Annotated in this window: 15 protein-coding genes; 7 read left to right on the top strand and 8 right to left on the bottom strand. The window is 66.3% G+C overall.

Annotated features, from left to right (window positions below; all coding sequences use genetic code 11):
- Positions 1 to 417, bottom strand: a complete 417-nt coding sequence (locus tag AQJ30_RS23960; protein WP_067237661.1) for a trypco2 family protein — start codon at positions 415 to 417, stop codon at positions 1 to 3.
- Between the two features lie 250 nt (positions 418 to 667).
- On the opposite strand from AQJ30_RS23960, the gene AQJ30_RS23955 reads away from it, so the two are divergent.
- Positions 668 to 1,399, top strand: a complete 732-nt coding sequence (locus tag AQJ30_RS23955; protein ID WP_067237658.1) for an SDR family oxidoreductase — start codon at positions 668 to 670, stop codon at positions 1,397 to 1,399.
- Positions 1,400 to 1,762: 363 nt separating this feature from the next.
- On the opposite strand, the gene AQJ30_RS23950 is transcribed toward AQJ30_RS23955, so the two are convergent.
- From AQJ30_RS23950 to AQJ30_RS23940, 3 genes are all read right to left on the bottom strand, one after another.
- Positions 1,763 to 2,443, bottom strand: a complete 681-nt coding sequence (locus tag AQJ30_RS23950) for an HNH endonuclease family protein (RefSeq protein ID WP_079084245.1) — start codon at positions 2,441 to 2,443, stop codon at positions 1,763 to 1,765.
- A 557-nt stretch (positions 2,444 to 3,000) separates the two neighbouring features.
- Entirely contained in the window at positions 3,001 to 3,600 is a 600-nt protein-coding gene (locus tag AQJ30_RS38495; RefSeq protein WP_159052370.1) for a hypothetical protein, read from the bottom strand.
- A 151-nt stretch (positions 3,601 to 3,751) separates the two neighbouring features.
- Complete coding sequence (locus tag AQJ30_RS23940) at positions 3,752 to 4,870, bottom strand: hypothetical protein (protein ID WP_067237654.1); 1,119 nt, start codon at positions 4,868 to 4,870, stop codon at positions 3,752 to 3,754.
- Between the two features lie 91 nt (positions 4,871 to 4,961).
- Between AQJ30_RS23940 and AQJ30_RS23935 the strand changes: the two genes are divergently transcribed.
- A complete protein-coding gene (locus AQJ30_RS23935) occupies positions 4,962 to 5,579 on the top strand; it encodes a YdcF family protein (protein WP_067237651.1) in 618 nt (205 codons plus the stop codon).
- Between the two features lie 487 nt (positions 5,580 to 6,066).
- Here AQJ30_RS23935 and AQJ30_RS23930 read toward each other — a convergent pair whose 3' ends face one another.
- The 3 genes from AQJ30_RS23930 to AQJ30_RS23920 form a co-directional block, all read right to left on the bottom strand.
- Entirely contained in the window at positions 6,067 to 6,633 is a 567-nt protein-coding gene (locus tag AQJ30_RS23930) for a DUF6417 family protein (RefSeq protein ID WP_211279112.1), read from the bottom strand.
- 39 nt (positions 6,634 to 6,672) lie between these two features.
- On the bottom strand, positions 6,673 to 6,879 hold the full coding sequence (locus tag AQJ30_RS23925) for a DUF6417 family protein (RefSeq protein WP_067237649.1): 207 nt from the start codon (positions 6,877 to 6,879) through the stop codon (positions 6,673 to 6,675).
- 899 nt (positions 6,880 to 7,778) lie between these two features.
- A complete protein-coding gene (locus AQJ30_RS23920) occupies positions 7,779 to 7,973 on the bottom strand; it encodes a hypothetical protein (RefSeq protein WP_067237647.1) in 195 nt (64 codons plus the stop codon).
- A gap of 583 nt (positions 7,974 to 8,556) precedes the next feature.
- Between AQJ30_RS23920 and AQJ30_RS23915 the strand changes: the two genes are divergently transcribed.
- From AQJ30_RS23915 to AQJ30_RS23900, 4 genes are all read left to right on the top strand, one after another.
- Positions 8,557 to 8,976: a hypothetical protein gene (locus AQJ30_RS23915; protein WP_067237644.1), complete on the top strand. Its 420-nt coding sequence runs from the start codon at positions 8,557 to 8,559 to the stop codon at positions 8,974 to 8,976.
- A gap of 1,291 nt (positions 8,977 to 10,267) precedes the next feature.
- Positions 10,268 to 11,728 (top strand): hypothetical protein, encoded by a 1,461-nt coding sequence (locus AQJ30_RS23910; protein ID WP_245727045.1) that lies wholly within the window; start codon positions 10,268 to 10,270, stop codon positions 11,726 to 11,728.
- A 49-nt stretch (positions 11,729 to 11,777) separates the two neighbouring features.
- The gene (locus tag AQJ30_RS23905) at positions 11,778 to 12,086 is read left to right on the top strand and encodes a hypothetical protein (RefSeq protein WP_067237642.1); all 309 of its coding nucleotides are present in this window, start codon (positions 11,778 to 11,780) and stop codon (positions 12,084 to 12,086) included.
- A gap of 385 nt (positions 12,087 to 12,471) precedes the next feature.
- Complete coding sequence (locus AQJ30_RS23900; RefSeq protein ID WP_067237639.1) at positions 12,472 to 13,113, top strand: hypothetical protein; 642 nt, start codon at positions 12,472 to 12,474, stop codon at positions 13,111 to 13,113.
- A 644-nt stretch (positions 13,114 to 13,757) separates the two neighbouring features.
- Here AQJ30_RS23900 and AQJ30_RS38490 read toward each other — a convergent pair.
- Positions 13,758 to 14,012, bottom strand: coding sequence for a hypothetical protein (locus tag AQJ30_RS38490; protein WP_159052369.1), 255 nt, complete (start codon positions 14,010 to 14,012; stop codon positions 13,758 to 13,760).
- Between the two features lie 423 nt (positions 14,013 to 14,435).
- Between AQJ30_RS38490 and AQJ30_RS23890 the strand changes: the two genes are divergently transcribed.
- A complete protein-coding gene (locus AQJ30_RS23890) occupies positions 14,436 to 18,413 on the top strand; it encodes an nSTAND1 domain-containing NTPase (RefSeq protein WP_159052368.1) in 3,978 nt (1,325 codons plus the stop codon).
- Positions 18,414 to 18,543 lie beyond the last annotated feature (130 nt).

Below are 18,543 nucleotides of genomic sequence, written 5' to 3'. Positions count from 1 at the left end.
TCATGACTCCCACGGCCGCAGCACAGCCCCCTTCGAATCATCGGGTGTTTCATCCGGCGCTTCGGCATCGGTACTGCGCACCTGGGCGCCGTCCGTGTCGCCGAGGCCTGCGCCAGGGCGGCTGATCTTGGCCCGTGCGCCGCCCAGCGACTCGTCGCGGACCTGGAGCGTGAGCGTCAGGGTCTGGCGGTGAGTACTTCCCAGGCCGCCTCCAGCCTCACCGCTGGCCTTGGCACCGGGCAGCCCGACCTCGACTTTCACGCCGCCGGTGCCGTCGCGGCGGAACTCCACATCCAACGTGAGCTGCGCCTGCTCCACCTCGAACCGTAATTGCTGGCCGGCTCCCACGTCCTGAGCCGCGTACAGCTCGCGCCTCAGCTCGTGCAACGCCTCGCTCAGCGAAATGCCCGCGTCCAAGACTCCCCCTCCGACTCGGCTGCCTCGGTGACATTGTGTCCCATCCAGCTCCGTCCTCCGCCTCGTGCGGGCATACACCATCATGTTCCGGCTTGCCGTGCCGGTGATTGGCTCCTCCGGACAGGCTTGCCCTTCTTCGCTGAGCGAGGCGGTGGCCGTCTGCCGCGTCAGCGGCGAGGCATTCCTGGAATGAACGCTGGACGCTGCCGCTGGGCAGGACGGCAAGCCTCCCCCATGGTGGGCTGAACTCATGACACAAACCACGACTGCCCTGGTCACCGGTGCCAACAAGGGCATCGGGCGCGAGGTCGCAGCCCAGCTCGCCTCGCTCGGCACGAACGTCCTGCTGGCCTCGCGCGACCCGCACCGCGGTGCGGCAGCCGCAGCCGGCCTGGGCCCGCGGGTGTACCCGGTCACCCTGGACGTCACCGACCGCGCCAGCGTCCTGTCGGCCGCCCGCTGGATCGAGGAGCGCTTTGACCGGCTGGACATCCTGGTCAACAACGCCGGCATCTCCGGCGACCTCGCCGCCCAGAGCCCTGGCAGTGTCGAACTGTCCGCCGTACGCGAGGTGTTCGAGACCAACGTGTTCGGCGTGATCAGCGTGACCACCACGATGCTGCCGCTGCTCGCCCGCTCCCCCGCCGCCCGGATCGTCAATGTCAGCAGTGGACTGGGCTCCATCGCCCGGATGACCGATCCCGAGGACTACTTCACAACCCGGCCCCCGTTGGCCGCGTACGTCCCGTCCAAGACCGCACTCAACTCGCTGACCGTGCAGTACGCCAAGGAACTGCGCAGCCGCAACATCCTGGTCAACGCCGCCGATCCGGGGCCGTGTGCGACCGATTTCACCACCGCGTTCCCCGGCCTCACCCGCACCGCGGCCGACGGCGCGGCCGTGGTCGTCCGGCTCGCCACGCTGCCCGATGACGGGCCGACCGGCGGCTTCTTCGACGAGCACGGCCCGGTTCCCTGGTGAGCTGCCTGTCAGGGAACCGAGGGACGGGGTGGTGGGGGTCGGCCCGGACGGGATGGGCGAGCCGGAGACCGCGCCGGCGCCCGACGGGCCGCGACCTGGTTCTCGTCCAGTGCAGCGAGGCGGCCCTTCAGCCGCAAGTCACATCCGGAGCACCAGCCCGTGAGGCACACTGGGGTGGCACGTCTTGCAGACGCTGCAGTCGGCCCTGTCCTGTGTTTCCGCCCGCCGCGGACTGTGCAGGACAGGGTCCGCGGCGGCCTGATGTGCATAAGGCTGCGCTCTTGCGGTGTGTGCCGTGCCGGCGTGGCTGGTACCTGGCGCTGTCGGCCACGCTGCAACGGGACGCCGCCGTTGCCTGCAGGCTCACCGGGCGAGAGTGACGGTGATCGGTACATTGGAGCAGCGGGCGAGGATGTCGGTCAGGGCCACCTTTTCGGCCTCGTCGAGGTTCAGGCTCCAGCGGAGTTTGTCGGCGATCCAGTCGGTGGCGTACTGGCAGCGGTAGCCCTCTGCCGGGGGCATCCATGTGGTCGGGTCCTGGTCCGCTTTCGACCGGTTCGATGCGGCCGACACCGCGATCAGGGCGCGGTCGTCGCCCAGGTCGTTGGCGTAGGCCTCGCGTTCGGCTGCCGACCAGGTGGAGGCCCCGGAGTCCCAGGCTTCGGCGAGCGGGACCAGGTGGTCGATGTCCAGGCCGGTCGGGCCCTGGATGTAGCGGTCGTCGTACGGGGAGTACCACTGGCCCCCGGACAGAGCGCAGCGCGGCCCCTGCTCGGGGGCGGTGACGGCCTCGGCCTTGAGGACCTCGGCGCGGGTGCTGCAGCCGTCCCGGTCCGCGTCGACCCAGTGCTTGAACGCCGAGCGCTGATAGCCGGTGCGGTCCTCGTCGGCTACCGCAATGTGAGTCAGGGCCTCGCGCACTGGCAGGGTGACGCTCTGGCCGGCCTCGCGGTGGCGGGCGTGAGCCGGAGCGGCCTGGGCGGTGGCGGGCAGCAGCACGGCTGTGAAGGCGATGGCAGCAGCGACGGCAGGGGTGAAGCGCACGAGCGTGTCCTCTCGGAGATCACCAACTGGTTGTGATCTTCGCGGGCCCTGACGGTGACCCGCCCGAAGACGGCAGTGCCTCTACCCGATCGATGGATAAGTGCGATGGTCAGCACGACGTTGAGCACGCCGCATGCGGCCCGGCGACACCCCGTGCACGATCGGACTATCTGCCCGGCGGCGCTGCGGGCGTCGCTGCGGGCCGGGGAATACATGGCGCTGTTGTCATGGTCGATGCCGCCGCCTCCGGGCAGCGGTCGGCTGCGGTTGCCTGCACCGGTCTTGGAGCGTCCGCAGAAGCGTGTTGACCATGAGCGACACGCGGGTTCGCACCAAGTGTGGGCGGATGAAGTGGGCACGTTGAGAGAAGCGTGCTGGCCACCGCTGACCGGCGGCCAGCACAGCACCCCCATTGCCTCCCCCGATTTCCGCCCGCCCTCTCCCCGACCGCGGTCCACTGTCTCTGGACCTGGAGGAGCTCGTTCTGGCGTGGTGTGGTGCGCGTCCAGGGGCACAGGCTGGTCTTGGCGGCTGGTCACCGAATGGGGTTGGCGGGCTCAGATGTCGTTGAAGTACGAGCGGGAGTGGCGGATGAATGTGTGCCGAGCTTCGGCGAATTGGCTGACGACCCAGGTGAAGGGTTGTTGTTCGTGTTCGGTCACATAGACAAGATCATCTTCGTCGAAGCCTGTGGTGCGCCCTGGAAGCTGAAGGAGATCTCCGAGGTCGGCCAGCCTGGCCGCAGATTCGATGAGCTGGTCGGGGCCCTCCAGCTCCAGCCGTGCCACCGCTTTGACCAGACGCTCATATGCTTCAAACGCGTGATCGAGTGCCTCCTCATGCCGTCGTTCGGCACTCTCCCTCTGCTCTGCTGCCCGCTGTCGGCGCCCGGTGTCACCACTGGCTTCGTCTTCGTAGATGGTGGTCAGCCACCAGGCCGCGCTGTCGCTGTGGTCGCAGGCGCGTTTGAGCTCGTCTGCTGCGGCCAGCACCTCGACGCTCGCCGCGTGCTGGCTTGTCTGCCGTGCGTGATGCAGTTGTGCCCGTCCAGCTGCTTCGGCTGACAGACGGGCGGCTCGGGCCTGCAGGTAGACCGCGGGCACGCCGACTACGGCGACAGTGGCGGTGACGAGGGAAGTGACAGCCTCTATGGACACGCGTGTGATCGTATCCGCGGCGCTTGGACATTCAGGCAGGGGCGGTCGTGCGGTATCAGGCGCCTGTCCCGCCTGCTTCGGCGGCCGCGGATCGGCTGGACTGTCGTCCAACGCTGCGGGTGGAGGCGTGCCTTGAGCTGGGCGGGATACGTCAGGCGGTCGGGGGGTGCGGCAGGTCGTCGGCCAGCGGCCAGGACGTGAGGTCGCCTGTGCTCTGCGCGATGATCTCCTGCGGCCTGTATCGGAGCTGGAAGGTGTGCGCGTGGTCCCCGTCCATCCAGTACAGCGTCATGGCAGAGAGCATGCTTTCTTTCACCCACCGCATGCGGGACGAGGTGCTGGTCTCCTGATCGAGGATCCATGCCTCGACCTGCTCCGGCAGGCCGAAAGTCAGCGCGTAGGCAGCCGGGTCATCCTCGGAGCGGATCTGCCAGACCGGGTGGGGACCTGCCTGCCTGAGCCGGCGCAGCCGGATGGAGTGGGTGGGGTGCTGAAGTGCGTAGCGGACGAAGCTGTACAAGTCGTCGGAGGCGAGCCCGAGGACGAAGGGGGCGGCCGGGAAAGCCAGGATGAGGCCCAGCGCGGACCGGCTGTAAAGACTCTCTGCCAGAACGTCGAGTGGGGCGGTCACCGATGGCTCGGTGGCGATCGGCTGCCGCGACAGGTTCAGCAAGGGGCCGCGCAGGTAGTTGCGCATCTCGTTGACGGTTGGAAGGTCGGTCGCCGGGAGCGCCTTCATCGCCGTGTGTACGTCCTTCGCTGCGGTGCGCACCAGGTCGCGTAGGTGAGCGAAGTCCGGCACGGAGAGGTCGACGAGCGATATCTGGTGGGCGAGGGCGAACTCCTGGGCGTCCTGGCTGAACCCGGATGTGCAGAAGATGGCGTAGCTGTAGCGGTATCGGGTCCTGGGCCGGCGCGGGCCCGAGTGTGTCGCGATGGTGGTCATGACGTTCTCGTTGACGTCGTGAAGGACGCCGTGACCGTTGCGGACGGTCGACAGCCGCACCTTGGTCTGGGTGAACTTCGCTTCCACGAAGAGACGGACCGGGAGAGAGAACGGCGGCACAAACCGGAACTGGCCAAGCGTGTCGGCTTGGTGCCAGGCTCCCCGGCCGCGTACCACCAGGCCGTGGTTGCGTTCTTCCAGCGTCTTCCACGGTGGTTGTTCACCGTCGTCCTGCGCGGTGAGCACCTCGTATCCGCTGGAACGCAACAGCCAGGCCAGGACCTCCTTAAGGAGGTATCCGCGCAGCGCGCCTTCGCTGATCATGACGGGACCCTAGCGGGAGTGTTGTGCAGACGTCACCGGAGCGGAGGCGATCTCTGCCGCCGGGAGGAGAGGTCCACCCTAGAGTCCTTGTATGCGACGAAGAGCAGCGCTCGCGGTCACCGGCGCGGTAGTCCTGGCTTGGGGCGAGTGGTTGAACTGGCGCTGGTCCCGGTCCCTCGTGACGGGTCATGGGGGCACATCAGAAGCTGTTGTGGTGTTGGGTTACCGCAATCCGCAAGCGACGGCGAACTTCGTCAACCGATGGCGTGTTCGTGCCGGTCTCCGCTCTGTTGCCGCTGGCGGTGCGCAAGACACTCGAGTGATCTTCAGCGGTGGTGCGGTCGGCAGTCACGCTGCGGAGGCCCAGTTGATGGCTGATTACGCGAGGTCGGTGCTCGGGTTCTGCGGCACTCTGCTTCTCGAAGACAAGAGCAGGACGACATGGGAGAACGTCACGAATGTGATCCCGCTGCTGGAGGATGCCGACCGCATCAAGATCGTCTCTCAACCGGCTCATGCGCTCAAGGCCCGGGCGTACGTGCGGCGGCAGCGCCCTGATCTCGCCGAGCGACTCGTGCGGGCGGATGACTACCGTCCCGTCGAATGGGTGATCGGCAAACCGCTGCTGGCCTTGTACGGGCTTTGGACACTGCGTGGGCTCAAGCCCGAAGAGCGCATGGCCTCGTCGTGTAGCCGCCAACTGGTGTGAGGGCCGTATGCCCGGTGGTGCCCTCAACGAGCTGGTGGCCGTGGGGACTTCGGCGCACGGTCCATACAAGGTGAGCGGCAGCCTGCCACGGGTAGGGGCAGGACGCTTTCGCTGGCCTTGTGAGCGGAAGAAGCCGCTTCCTGCGTCCCGGGCGGGCAGGACACGGCCGTGTACGCAGCCGGGTCGGAAGCCCCAGCCAGTCTCTGGCCTGGCGGCTTTGAACCGCTCCAGGGAGCCCGGCCTGCTACGGCCCTACACAGAGGCGTCATTGAGGTGTCCAGGCTGGTGACGAGGCCGCCTGGAGCTGCCAGAACATCAGCAGGCTTCACATGTCTGACCAGCTCTTCCTGCCGGACCATTGGCTGTGCCGGACGCGGCCATACGGTCCTTGTGGACAGCCCGATACGTTACCGGCGGCCCCGTCCTAGGGCAGTGAGTCGCCGCCGACCGTCACGCCAGTCCCCGCGAGTGGATGCTGTTGTCAGGCTCAGGGTGCCGGAGTGTGGGCGATGCCGTGGTCGCGGGAGAAGCGGTTGGCCTCTGCTGCCGAGCCGGCCATCTTGTGCAGCCACAGGCCGTAGGCAACTGAGGCCATCTGCTCCTCGGTGAGGTACAGCCGCCAGCGGCCGCTCATCCGGTCCGGCACGGCCGCGCGCACCCGGTCCTCGAGGTCCGGTTGGGGCTGTATCTGCAGCCGGTCCGCCAGGCTGGTGAAGAGCCGTATTGCGTCCATCTGTGACGGCATGAGTTCCACCAGGCGGTATTCCGGTCCCGGTGCGGCATAGTCGGCAAAGGGCTGGGATCGGGCATACAGCAGCAGGTCACGGCCCTGACGGGTGAGCCGGGCCGCCCAGCGCACCGGGCGTCCCAACCGGGCTGACAGCTCTGCCCGCTCATCGCGCTCGGCCAGCTCCACCAGGCACGATGCGGCCGCGTTCATCACGCCCTCGCGCGGCACTCCATCCAGGTCCAGGACCCAGCCGTGCTGCGCGCTCTCCTGCCGCTCCCCCACCATGACGAGCAGCTCGAGTGCTGCCCGGTTTGCCGTACCCACTCTGTCTCTCCCCTGCCGTGGGGCCCTACCGCTGGATGCTCAGTTCTCCGACGGGATGCGTGCGGCGATCTCCTTCGCCAGCCGGTCCGCCTCAGGCGACACCGGCCCGCTCTCCTGCGCCAAGGTCACCAGCAACCGCAGAAGATCATGTGCTTCCTCGAGGGTCAGCAGCGCGAGCCGACGGCCTGTCGCCTCAACGGGCGCAAAATCACTGTCCTGCAGATCGAAAACGTCATAGTCGTCCACGCCCGTCCAACTCCCCCAGGGCCCGTCTGGTCACCGTACCGAGACGCTTTGCGCGACCTCGCAGGCGTGACGCCAGCCGGAGACTGCAGCAGCAAGGTGGGGGTCGCGAAGGACGCTCGCCTACGCGGCGGAAGGCTCTGCGAGGCTTCGGCCGAGCGATCGCCCCGGAGGGCAATAGCGGGGGCCAGGGACTCTTTCCTCCGCCACAACGCCGTCATCCCCGGCTGTGGCCGGCGGGGCTCCCGCCCCGGCTCGGGGGGTCGCAAGGCGGGAGCCCTGCACAAGCTTCCCCTGGATCTGTGAGACCGGATGCATCACACGCTGCGCGGCCATTTCGAGTCCCCATGGCCGGCCAACTGTGTGGTGACGCCGCTGGGCGGTCTCTGCTGCAGTTTCCCTCCTTCTCGGGCGCCCTGGAAACATGCTGGCGGGTACGGAGAGATGGTGGAGTTGGCGTTGGGGTCTCAGGTGATCGCGTCGGCCCGGGCATGCGGTTCGGTGAAGATCTTCCGCCAGCGGCGGACCGGGTACTACGCCGGGCCGACGGCTGGTATTCACGGTTGTTTCGGGCGGTGTCTCTCGCCTCGGGTCGGCACAGAAGGCCAGGGGTTGGTGAACAGATGCGCCGGCGCGGTACCGGGGACGCTGATGCCCCCGTCTCCGCAGCAGCAGTCTCCTGGGTGCGGACCAGGTGCGGGGCGGCGTGCAAGGCTCGGTATGCACACCGCCCCGCACCTGTCCTCTTACGCTGGCTGTCTTTCCCCGGGACGGAAAGGTTGACGTCATCGGGGCACCGTTGCGCGCGCAGGGTCCTGCCGTGGCTTTGGGATAGCGGGGCAGAGAGGAACGCACGCGCGGCGGAGACAGCCGGATCAGGAGAGTCAGCAGGTGGCGGGCAGTTAGAAGATGACCAGCTTCTGCGGGGCGGCGTCAGGATCGCCCTGGACCAGGATTGATCCGCCCTCGTGAAGCACCTGCTCGACGTAGGCGTACACGCTCAATGCCCGGTTGATGCTGTCGGTCTTACTGTCCCCGGTGAGCTCCACCGCGGTTTCGAGCGCCTTGGAGGCCCTGCTCGTCAGGTTGACCGTCACTCGCTCCAGGGGAGCGGTTCCTCGTCCTGAAGCAGCTGGACGCCCTCCGTCGGCAGTGGTGCCAGCAGTCCTGGACATGATGCTTCCCTCCATCGTCTTCGCAGCCCTCAGCATGCTGGCAGGCATCTTTGGGGCTACAAGCTATACATACATGATGCGCTTCTTAGGCTGTCCAGTCAAGCGAAACTCATCACGCCTGTCACCTCCTGCAGGTTCCCGGGCCGGCTCCAGAGAAACAGCTGCACCTCGGACCGCCGCTCATTCGCCCCAAGTACCCGTCGGCACGAGAAAGCTACAGCACAGAGCGGCGTTTGGCACCTCTGGATCACTCAGAATCGACCCTCCTTGCGGCCCACCACGGTCCGGTTTTTGACATGTTCATAGCATTTGCAACCCCTTTCGTTCCAGTTGCGTATGCGCAAGAGCGAATTTTATGCCCCGTACATCCAGTCTTCAATCAGTGATCATCAAGCAGAGTGCTTGATGACATGCTGATGTCACACGTATGCGACTGGTAGAATGGAGGTGGGATAGCGGTCCGCCTCCTCCGGGGCGGAGCAGAGACGAACGAAGAAGGGCATCGATGGCGAAGTACAAGCACGTAGACATGTCGGATGACGACCCCGGCCCAGGGGCCGACCCGACGTTGAAGCTGGAGAGCGTGGAGTTCGCGCTGAACGGCAAGGGGCTCCGGTTCGTGACCTCGTCGTTCCGCGACTCGCGCCTGGGCGCGGGCGCGGTCTCGTTCATAGTCCTGGCGGGGATGGCCGGGTGCGGCATCGGCGCCGGGGCCCTGGCCCTCTGGGTGGGCATGGGCTCGGTGGGGTGCATGGTCTCCGCCGCGGTGGGGGCCGTGGCGTCCCTGCTGGTGATCATCGTGATCTTCCGGACGATGACGCGTGATCAGGGTCCTGCGGTCGACTACATGCCGGGGCCCAAGCCCTCGCTCAAGGAGGCAGACAAGAAGCGCAAGACCGGCAAGAAGCGCAAGAAGCGCCGCTGAGCCGGCGGGTCGACGGGTCGGCCAAGGGGCCGGAGCAGCAGGTGCTGCTCCGGCCCCTTGGTGTCTTGATGCGGGGCATCGTGACCGGACGGCGCTCGGGATGACAGGACGCCCGGCCGGATCGCTGTCCGCAGGTGCGTGCGAGGGCGAGTGGGCATCCAGGGCGCGCAGGCCCATCGCTGACGTCAACGGGCCCCTCGGGCCAGGGGCCGGAGTGGTCGTGCCGACGATGCCGGCGGAACAGCGGGGTGACGTCGGTGGTGACGACGGCGCCCGGTCCCAGGTGGTGTGCTGCCCCGGCGAGCACGGCTGTGCCGTGGTAGGTCGGATGGCGGTGCTGTCCTTGCCCGCGGTGTGCCGACCGGTCGCGGGCCTCACGGAGCATCGAGGAGGAACTGCCGTCCGCGCGGGCGAGGGGAGCGTGTCCGAGGGCGCTCGTCCCGCTCTCGTGCTGCAGCGGCCCGGGCCCGCCGCGGTGCGGTCCGCCGTCGCGTCCGGGGTCTACGGACTCGCGTGCATGCGCGCTCAAGGGTGTCCGCTCCCCCGTGCGCCGGTGCTTGAATCCGCACATAGGCAGTTCGCGTCTGTGAAGCGCATGTTCGGGGCGGCGGGGCCGTGAGGGCGGGGATGCGGCAGCCGTCTCTGCGTGCGCGGCGGGCAATCGCCGGCGAGCCAATGGTGCGGACTCGGGCCCTGAGGGGCAGAGCCGGGCCGTTTGCGGCCCGCTGCTGCGGTGGTACAGGGCGCGAGGGACAAGTCCTCATGTCGGCTGTCCGATGGAGGCAGACAGGCTCGGCCGGTTGCGCCTGTTGGGACAGGCGTCATCCTGCGGCAGGACTCGGCTTTCCACGCTCTAGCTGCTGCACGGCGCGTTGGGGCGGTGCCGGGGCGTGCGTCATTGCTCGAGAGGCAGCTTCGTTGCGCGCAGGCGTTGTTGCTCGCGGCGGCCCCGCGGATTGGAGATGACCCTTCCGAGTTCACTGGAGGGCGAGCTGCGCTTTGGCCTGGAACGAAGCCGGGAAGTGGTCGGCCTCCCTCCATGGACCGAGCGCACAGGCCGCCGACGAACGCCCTGTGGTTCCGGCGCGTGCAGGACCAGACGGCCGAACGAACGGCCGCGCCCACCTCGCCCTTCCTCCGGGAACACGCCAACTTCCGTGACAGGCAAAGGGATAGTGCGTCCGAGGTGATCTCGGACAGGTACCCTCGAAGGACCTCACCGGGGAGGTTCGCTTCGGGCTGCTGCCGCCGATAGCCGCCTGGAAGTCCACCTCAAACCCAAGGACATTCCATGACCGCTGACGCTCCGCAGAACCTGCCCGCATCCGTTGAGCGGAAGGATCTGGTGAGCGCGGCACGCGCCGACCTGGTGGCGTTTGAAGAGTTCATGCTCACGGTGCTCGAGGAGTGGGGCCTGCCGACCGACAGCATCATCGTCAGCCCCGGCGACCGCCATGTCCTGCTCAAGAACACCCCGGACATCCTCAACGAGCTGGACGCCGAGCAGCTGGCGCGGTCGCCCTACATCTCCAAGATGATCATCGCTGGGGCGGCCGGCCTGTTCGACGCCGCCCTGAGTTACCTCTGGGACGAGACGATCACTCAGCTGCGGGACCGGGTCGCGGATTTCGACGTGGCCTACTTCTTCGACCTCGCCGAGGCTGACCCGGCCCGCCGGGCGTCCCTGCAGACCCGTGACGACCTCGCGAAGATCAACGACGCAGCACTGTTGGACGCTGCCAAGAAGATCCAGCTCATCAGCGACGTCGCTCACCAGCAGCTGACCCACATCAACTACATGCGCAATCATGCGAGCGCCGCGCATCCCAACGTGGAGAAGCTGACGGGCCTGAAGCTCGCCGACTGGCTGCAGACCTGCATTCGGGAAGTCATGCAGCTCAAGACCCGCCCCGTCGTCGCGGAGATCGGCAGGCTTCTCCACAACGTCAAGGCCGCAGCACTCGCCGGCACCGAGCTGAAGAATGCGGCCACCTTCTTCGGCGGGCTCCCGCAGGAGCAGGCGAACAACCTGGCCAACGGCCTCTTCGGAATCTACACGCCGCCCACTGCTGACCCGCACGTCCTGGACAACGTCCGGCTGCTGTGGCCCGAGCTCTGGCCGTTCATCAGCGAGGACACCCGCCGCGAGCTCGGAGTGAAACTCGCGCGCTTCCGGGCCAATGCGGACAAGGACCGGGCTGACCGGGCCAAGGAGCTCCTGGAGCTGGTCGACGGCGGCGCGGCTTACCTTCCCGAGTCTGACCGGCTCGTCGAGATCCAGGAGGCCTTGGACGACCTTATGCGCGCGCACCAGGGGACGAACAATTTCTACAACGAGCCGCCGGTCGCGCGGCGCCTCCGCGACGTCGTCGGCCGCCACGGTGAGGTGCCCACGCTCCTGACGGCCCCCTACGTCGCCACGCTCGTGAACGTCTTCCTGACGAACGGCTACGGCGTCGCTTGGAACGCCGAGCCGTACTACATCGAGCTCATCAAGCGGTTCGACGGCCCGCAGGCCGCTTATGCGCTCCGGTCCTTCGCCTTCCGGTCGATCAAGCCGAAGCTGGATGACACGCTGCCTCAGGCGAAGTGGGCCGAGCTGGTGGAACTCATGGCGCCCAAGCTCACCGAGCGGGCAGACCGCGTCCTGCTTGAACTCATCCGGTCCTTCACAGGCACCCCCGACAAGCTCCGTGCGGACTCCAAAATCGCCTCACAGCTCAAGGTCTGGCGCGAGGCCCGAGGGATCTGATGCACCAGGGGATCAACCCGGCAGGCCTCCCCTGCCGGCGATTCACCCGTTGTTCTGCCAGCCATCGACTCCGGCCGGCGAGCTTCGCGGACAGCCTGCCGCGCGCTATTCAGGGGCGCTACCGCAGGACCATGGCCGGGAAATCCGCATCACGATCAGTGACGAGCCCTACGAGCAGCTGGAGGAGAGGGCTGCGAAGCGACACCTGCCGCCCGAGGCATACGCCGGGCAGGTCATGGATGCCGACTTGACTCAGGCGCGGTTCCGCGAGGGTGCTCGCGCGTTGATCGGCGAGCACGCCGAGAAGTTCGGAAAGCGTTTCGGCGGCCCGACTCAGTCCAGCGCCGACGCCGCCTGAGCCGCGGCCCGCATGCTCCTTTGCTGGGGATCCTGCGGGCGAAGATAGCGTCAGTCACCCGATGCGGGGCTAACGGCTGCCCTTGCCAAGGCACCATGCTAGTGACCCCGGCGTGACGGCCGGCAACGGCCGGGCAGTGAGGGTCTGCGTCGACCAGGAGCGCTGGCGGGCGGAAGACAGCTGGGAAATCTGGCCGGCCTGTTAGTCGGGACCTGGCAGAAGCTCGTCGGTTTCTTAACGTCATGCGTAGTATCAGTGAGCCAAGGTGCTTTGGGGGTTGCAGGACGCTCACATCCGGGGGCCGCCGACGACAGACGCGCAGGTGGACTAGCCACTGGTCGGGGCATGTTCCCATCGCGGCAGTGAACAAGGAGAGGCCAGGATCATGTCCGGAAATGCTGTTACTGCCACCGAGCTGACATCGCAGTACGCTGCTCAGGTCGCTAATGATCTGGAGCGCAACGCGAAAGAGCAGGAGCGCATCACCGCCGAAATCGCCTCATTGCAGGCGCAGTTGGATGGACTCAAGCATGATCACACCGTGTTGGTGACCATGCAGCAAGCGCTCGGCGTGAGCCAGGTGGCCGCTCCTGAGAACGATACGGTCCAAGCACCGCGCCGCAGCGAAGCCGGCTCTAGCCGGAGCGAGCAGAGCACTCAGGCGAAGCGCATGTCCGCTGCGTCGGGCCGAGGCAAACGAGCCTCCCAGAAGCCTGCTGCGCGGGCCGCCAAAAAGCAGCCTGCCACGCCCACACTGGTCGACCTCGTCCGCCAGCACCTCACCGAACAGAGCGAACCACGCTCCGCAGCCGAGATCGCCGCCGCACTCGTCCAGGCCCATCCTGACCGGACCACCAAGACCACCGTTGTGCGCACTTCCCTCGAAGGGCTCGTCGCTAAGAACCTGGCGCAACGCTCCAAGCAGGGCAACTCGGTCTTCTACAGCGCAAGCGACTCACAGCCCACCGCCAGCGTCACCCAGGAACCAGCAACCGACCAAGGTGAGGGGTCAGCTACCCAGCCCTGACGGCCTCATCGTTCGCCCCGGGCTGGCCACTCGGCCTGAAAGCCGCTGCCTTCGCACAGACGCTGCATCTCGGTCTTCACACAGTCACTGCCGGCCTGCGCCAGCCATGGAGTTTTCGCCCACTCTCGTTCTGGGAGCGCTCGCCGTCATGCTCTGCCGGTGCCCCCGAGCTTCAAGGCCTTCTCGAAGAGTAGTCCCGGGGCTTCTGCAAGGGACCCGGGGCCGTCGAAACGGCGCCGGGCCCTACTGCACTGAATTACCGTCACCCGCGCCCGCCGACAATTCGACCTCCGAGGCCTGGCCTGGATCACCAACCACCCAGCGGCTCAGGGCGCGGCCGGGTAGTACTCATCGGATCGCTGGTCCGGACCGGCGTTGACGCTGCGGCACACACATTTGACATGCCCTCAGCCGCTCCTGCGACAGATTGATTCGTCTGTTCACGGAGGGCATGGCGTGTATACGCGTTCCGCGTTACCGGGGATGGATGAGCGGTGCATCGCCGTCTCGATCAGTCGCGATGCACCGCCGCCGGTTACAGGATGACCGCGGCCACCTCCTTGGCCGGAGTCCCCGTCCCATGCCCTTCGTTGATGCGCTCGGTGGTCCCTACCGAACCGATCAGGCGCGAGGTTCTTTGTCGGCTACTGCTGACTTGCGCTGAGTGTTTGCGCGATCCGCGTCAGCATCACAGGAACACGAGGCAGGCCAGTGGCGATGGTGACAGCGCCACTGGTGATCGCGAGAGTCAGGTACCAGTTGTATCCGCGGGTGAGCATCCAGCCGATGAAGAGCAGAATGCCAAGGGTCTTGGCGACGTGCGGCCAGGTAACGCTGTCGGTCGGCGGCGTGGAGCGGGTGGAGCCGGAGTGGCCCGGCGCCGGTGAGAGGGTGGCCACCGTGATCCTCCTTCGAGGTGATGGGAACTGACTGCCAGGAACTGCGGGCCCAGGCCACCGTATGAGTGCTGACCTGCGTCCAGAAGGAGGACGGCCGTCCGAACGACGGCGCCTGCCGAATCAGACATCTGCCGTTGGCCTGAGCGCACCAAGGCGACAGCTATCGGACAGCGCCAGCATGCGACATCGTTCCCAGCGGCCTGCGGCGTTCAGATGATCCGCAACTAGGGTGACCGCGATCGGTGCTGCGGTGTTCTTGCTCACTGCCTCCCTTCGGCAGAGCTCCACATCAGCGTGTGTACCTGGGTCTTGGCCGGCATGACCGGCGGATCGGACAGAGATTGGACGCTCGCTCGGTGCGAGAGGGCCATTCAAACCAGTACAGTCACGCTAATTGCCTTGTGGTGCTCAACGAGGAGACCCGTGAGCGAACTACCGCCGCAGATACCCCCGCCGCCTCCCTCCGGCGGATTCCAAGATCCCTATGCTTTCGGGGATGCACTCCGCCAGTTGCGCGTACATGCCAGATTCTCCTTGCGTCAGGCGTCGAAGGCATGCGAAGCCGTCCATCGCGTTGCGCATTCGACCATCGAGAACTGGGAAAAAGGCGGCATCGTCAGGGAGAGCAATGAGCCGGCATTCGAACATGTGCTCAGAACTTACGGGGTGGCCGATCCCGCCGATGTACTGGCGTGGCTGAAAAGCGCCCGAAACTTGCGGTCCCGGCCACGCCCGACGCCCTTCATTACCGAGCCTTACCGCGGCTTGGAGAGCTACGACACCGCATACGCCCAAGTCTTCTACGGGCGGGACGCGATCACCGAGCGTCTGCTGAACGAACTCAAGGATGCACAGGCAAACGGCGGTGCTCTCCTTCTGACGGGAGCTTCTGGATCAGGCAAGTCATCGATTCTGCGAGCGGGCCTGGTTCCTGCGTTGAGCCAGAACCGGCTTCGCAACAGTGCCAACTGGCCAGTGCTGAACGTGGTCTCGGAGAGTAACGAGCCGGATCCGCTGGACGGCCTGGCCAGAGCTGCAGCTGCTCACCTGGACGCGGACACCGATGAGACTGCTGGCCAGTTGCGCGCCGGAGCGCAGGCTGTGCAGTCGCTGATGCGTCAGATTCTCAAGGTGCATCAGGGCGCAAACGCAGCCAGCGAGGCGTTGCCGGAGACAGACAGCCGGGTCGTGGTCATCATCGATCAGTTCGAACGTGCCCTGGTCAGCGCCGAGGACGGTCCCGGCAACGAAGAAACCCTCGAAGCGTTCCTTGCCCTGCTGCGCCTGATGGCGTCGGCACCCACGGCTGCACTCGTGATCCTCGGTGTGCGCCTGGACTTTCTCGACGCCGTCCTTCTGCGAGACGCACAGCGCACACTGACCGGCAGAAGACCGCCTGTTGTGGTCGAACCAATGAGCGAGACGGATTTGGCCAGTGTGGTCGCACGGCCCGCCCGGGCGTTCAACGTTCATCCGGAAGCCGGCTTCGTCGAGACGGTACTCGGCGACATCTCCGCACGCGGAGGCAGGTTCGCGCATCAGGCAGGGGTCCTTCCCCTGCTCTCCCATGCTCTGCAGATCACCTGGCAACGTGGCAGCGGCAGGGAAATGACCATAGCCAACTACCAGGCGGTGGGCGGTGTAGAGGGCGCCCTGCGGCAAACCGCCAAAAGCATCTATACGGGTCTGTCGGCGGACCAGCAGGCTCATGCACGGAGAATGTTCTTGAGTCTGGTGCATGTCTCACCTTCTGGAACCGCCACCCGTCGCCAGGTGGCGCATAGCGAACTTCTTGAGGATGTCGGCCATGATGGGGCCGAAGTGGAAGAAGTACTCGACCGCTTCGTGGCCGGCAGGCTGTTGACCGTCGACGAGGCCAGCGTGGAGATTTCGCATGAAGCGCTCATGACAGCATGGCCGGAATTGCGAAGGTGGCTTGAAGCTGACCGCAGAAGCCGCTTGATCGCCCAGCAGATTGCCGCCGATGCTCGGATCTGGGACAAGGCCAGACGACCCAGGTCAGATCTGTACTCCGCGACCCGGCTCCAGCAAGCGAAGGAATGGCGAGCAAGTCACCCAGCGGATGTCAGCCAGTTGGAGCGCGAATTCATCGATGCGTCCGTCAAGCAGTCGCATAGAAAAGCGCGCCTGCTGAGAACGACAGCTATCGTGCTAGGTTTCCTTGTCCTAGTGGTGAGCGGGCTGGCAGGCCTGGTTTCCTACCAGGCTCATGACTTGCGCGAACAACGCGATGAGGCTCAGTCACGGATGCTCGCGACCCAGTCGAGCATCGTGCGGCTCAAGGACGTCAACGTGGCGCGCCAGCTGGCATTGGCTGCGTACCGCATCTCACCGACCATCGAAGCCCGATCTGCACTCATTGAGGCAACGGCGCTTCCTCCAGCGGTGCGTATGGTCGGCGCCAAGGACGCCCGCATCATGTATGCGGTGGGTATTCATCCGGGCGGTTCTGTCGCCGCGGCTGCCGTGGAGAACACGGTGCGGCTGTGGGACCTGACCAACCCGGGTCACCCCCGGGCATTGCCGTACCAGGCCGGGATGGTTTGCCGGAAGATCTATGGTCTGGCGTTCTCTCCCAACGGGAGGCTGCTGGCCGCTTCCTGTGCCGATGGCAGCATCCATCTGTGGGACACCCGAGACCCGGCAGCTCCCCGCCCGCTGTCCTCTCTCACCTCGCTCGGAGTGAAGGTCTACTCCGTGGCTTTCAGTTCGGACAGCCGTCTGATGGCCGCAGCCATCGCGGATCAACCAGTGAAGGGGAGTACTCCTGGCAGCGTGCGACTGTGGGCGCTGAAAGGCTTGTCCATTAGGCCTCTGGGCAAGACCGTACGCGTTAGCAGAGCGGCACCGGCCAAGTCCATATCGTTCCGTCCCGACAACAAGCAGCTCGCCGTTGGGGCCGACGACGGAACCGTGCAGCTATGGAACATCAGCGACCCTGGCCGTCCAGGCGGCCCGATCGGCGTCCCTGGTACGACGAAAGCGATCGGCCAATTGGCCTTCAGCCCAAACGGCAAGTTCCTCGCCGCCGGCGGCGCCGACAACCTGGTCCATCTCTGGTCGACAGACGATGGAGGTCGGCCCCGCCCCGCAGGGAAGGCAATCGCAGGCGCTGCCTCCTACATCAACGCCATCGCTTTCTCCCCGGACGCGACCACTCTGGCGATCGCCAGCTCTGACAGCGACAAGGGGCTGCGGCTTATCGACATCGCCAGCCGCCGCACCCTGGCCACACTGCCGCATCCTTCCCCGGTGACCGCAGTCAAGTTCAGCCCCAACGGCAAAAGCGTCCTCACCGGGGCGAATGACGGCATCGCCCGCTTGTGGCCTGTGTTATCGCCGCAGTTGGAGGGCATGACGTATACCGTCAGCGCGGCACGGTTCAGCCCGGACGGCAAGGCCTTGGCTCTGGGCAGCAGCGATTTGCAGCTCTTTGACGTCAGCAACCCTCAGACTCCACGTCGGCTCGGGCCTTCCCTGCCCAACCCCGACGGGTTCTCCGGCACCGTCGCTTTCTCCCCCAACGGCCGGCTGCTCGCCCAAGGCCACGGCAGATCCGGAACGGTACAACTGTGGAAACGCGACGGATCGGGCCCACTGGCCCAGTCAGGACCACCGCTCAAGGCGCATTCCCAGCAGGTGGAGACCCTGTCCTTCAGTCCTGACAGCACCGTCCTTGCCACTGGCGCACGCGATGGAGCCGTGTACCTGTGGGACGTCCGAAGTCCTAGCCACCCCAAGAAGATCGCCACTGCTGGCACCTTCGAGGGCATGGTGACCGAAGTTGGCTTCAGCCCCAACGGGAGGCTTCTGGTAGCCGCGAGCGCAGACAAGACCGTGCGGCTCTGGGACATCAGCAACCCCAAGGCACCAAGGCCGCGCGGCGAACCGCTCACACCCGCCCAACACTACGTTTATGCAGCCGTGTTCGACCCCAGCAGCACTCGGCTGGCGGTCGGCCTCGCCGACAGTACTGTCCGGCTGTACGACATCACCGACCCGAGCCATCCGAAAGCCGAAGGGACGCCTCTGTCAGGCCCACACGGCTACGTCTTTTCCCTCGCTTTCCCCTCCGACGGCACAAGCCTGGCCGCGACGGCCGGCGACGGCTCGGTGTGGCTGTGGAACCTGCACGACGACAGGGCCCCCACGGTCTACGCGACACTCCGGATGGGCACCGGAGCCATGTATCCGATCAACTACCAGCCGCGTACCCGAATTCTCGTCGCCGGCGGCGACGAGAGGAAAGCGTGGATCTGGACCACGGACGTCGAGGACGCAATCACACTGATCTGCCGCACAACGGGTGATCCGCTGACACACGAGGAGTGGGCTACCTACCTGCCCGCCGATCGCAGCTACCGCCAGCCCTGTCCATGAGTTCACCTATTCACAACCGTCCAATTGTTGTCCGACCAGGGCTTACTGCCCGGCATGCGCTCGCTAGACGCGTCCGTGGCCGCCATGCTGGACCCGACTGCTCCGCACCACAGGGCGCCCCGCCCGCCTC

Source organism: Streptomyces longwoodensis (assembly GCF_001514125.1).
GTDB classification, from domain to species: Bacteria; Actinomycetota; Actinomycetes; order Streptomycetales; family Streptomycetaceae; genus Streptomyces; species Streptomyces longwoodensis.
This window is presented reverse-complemented; position numbering and strand designations above follow the sequence as displayed.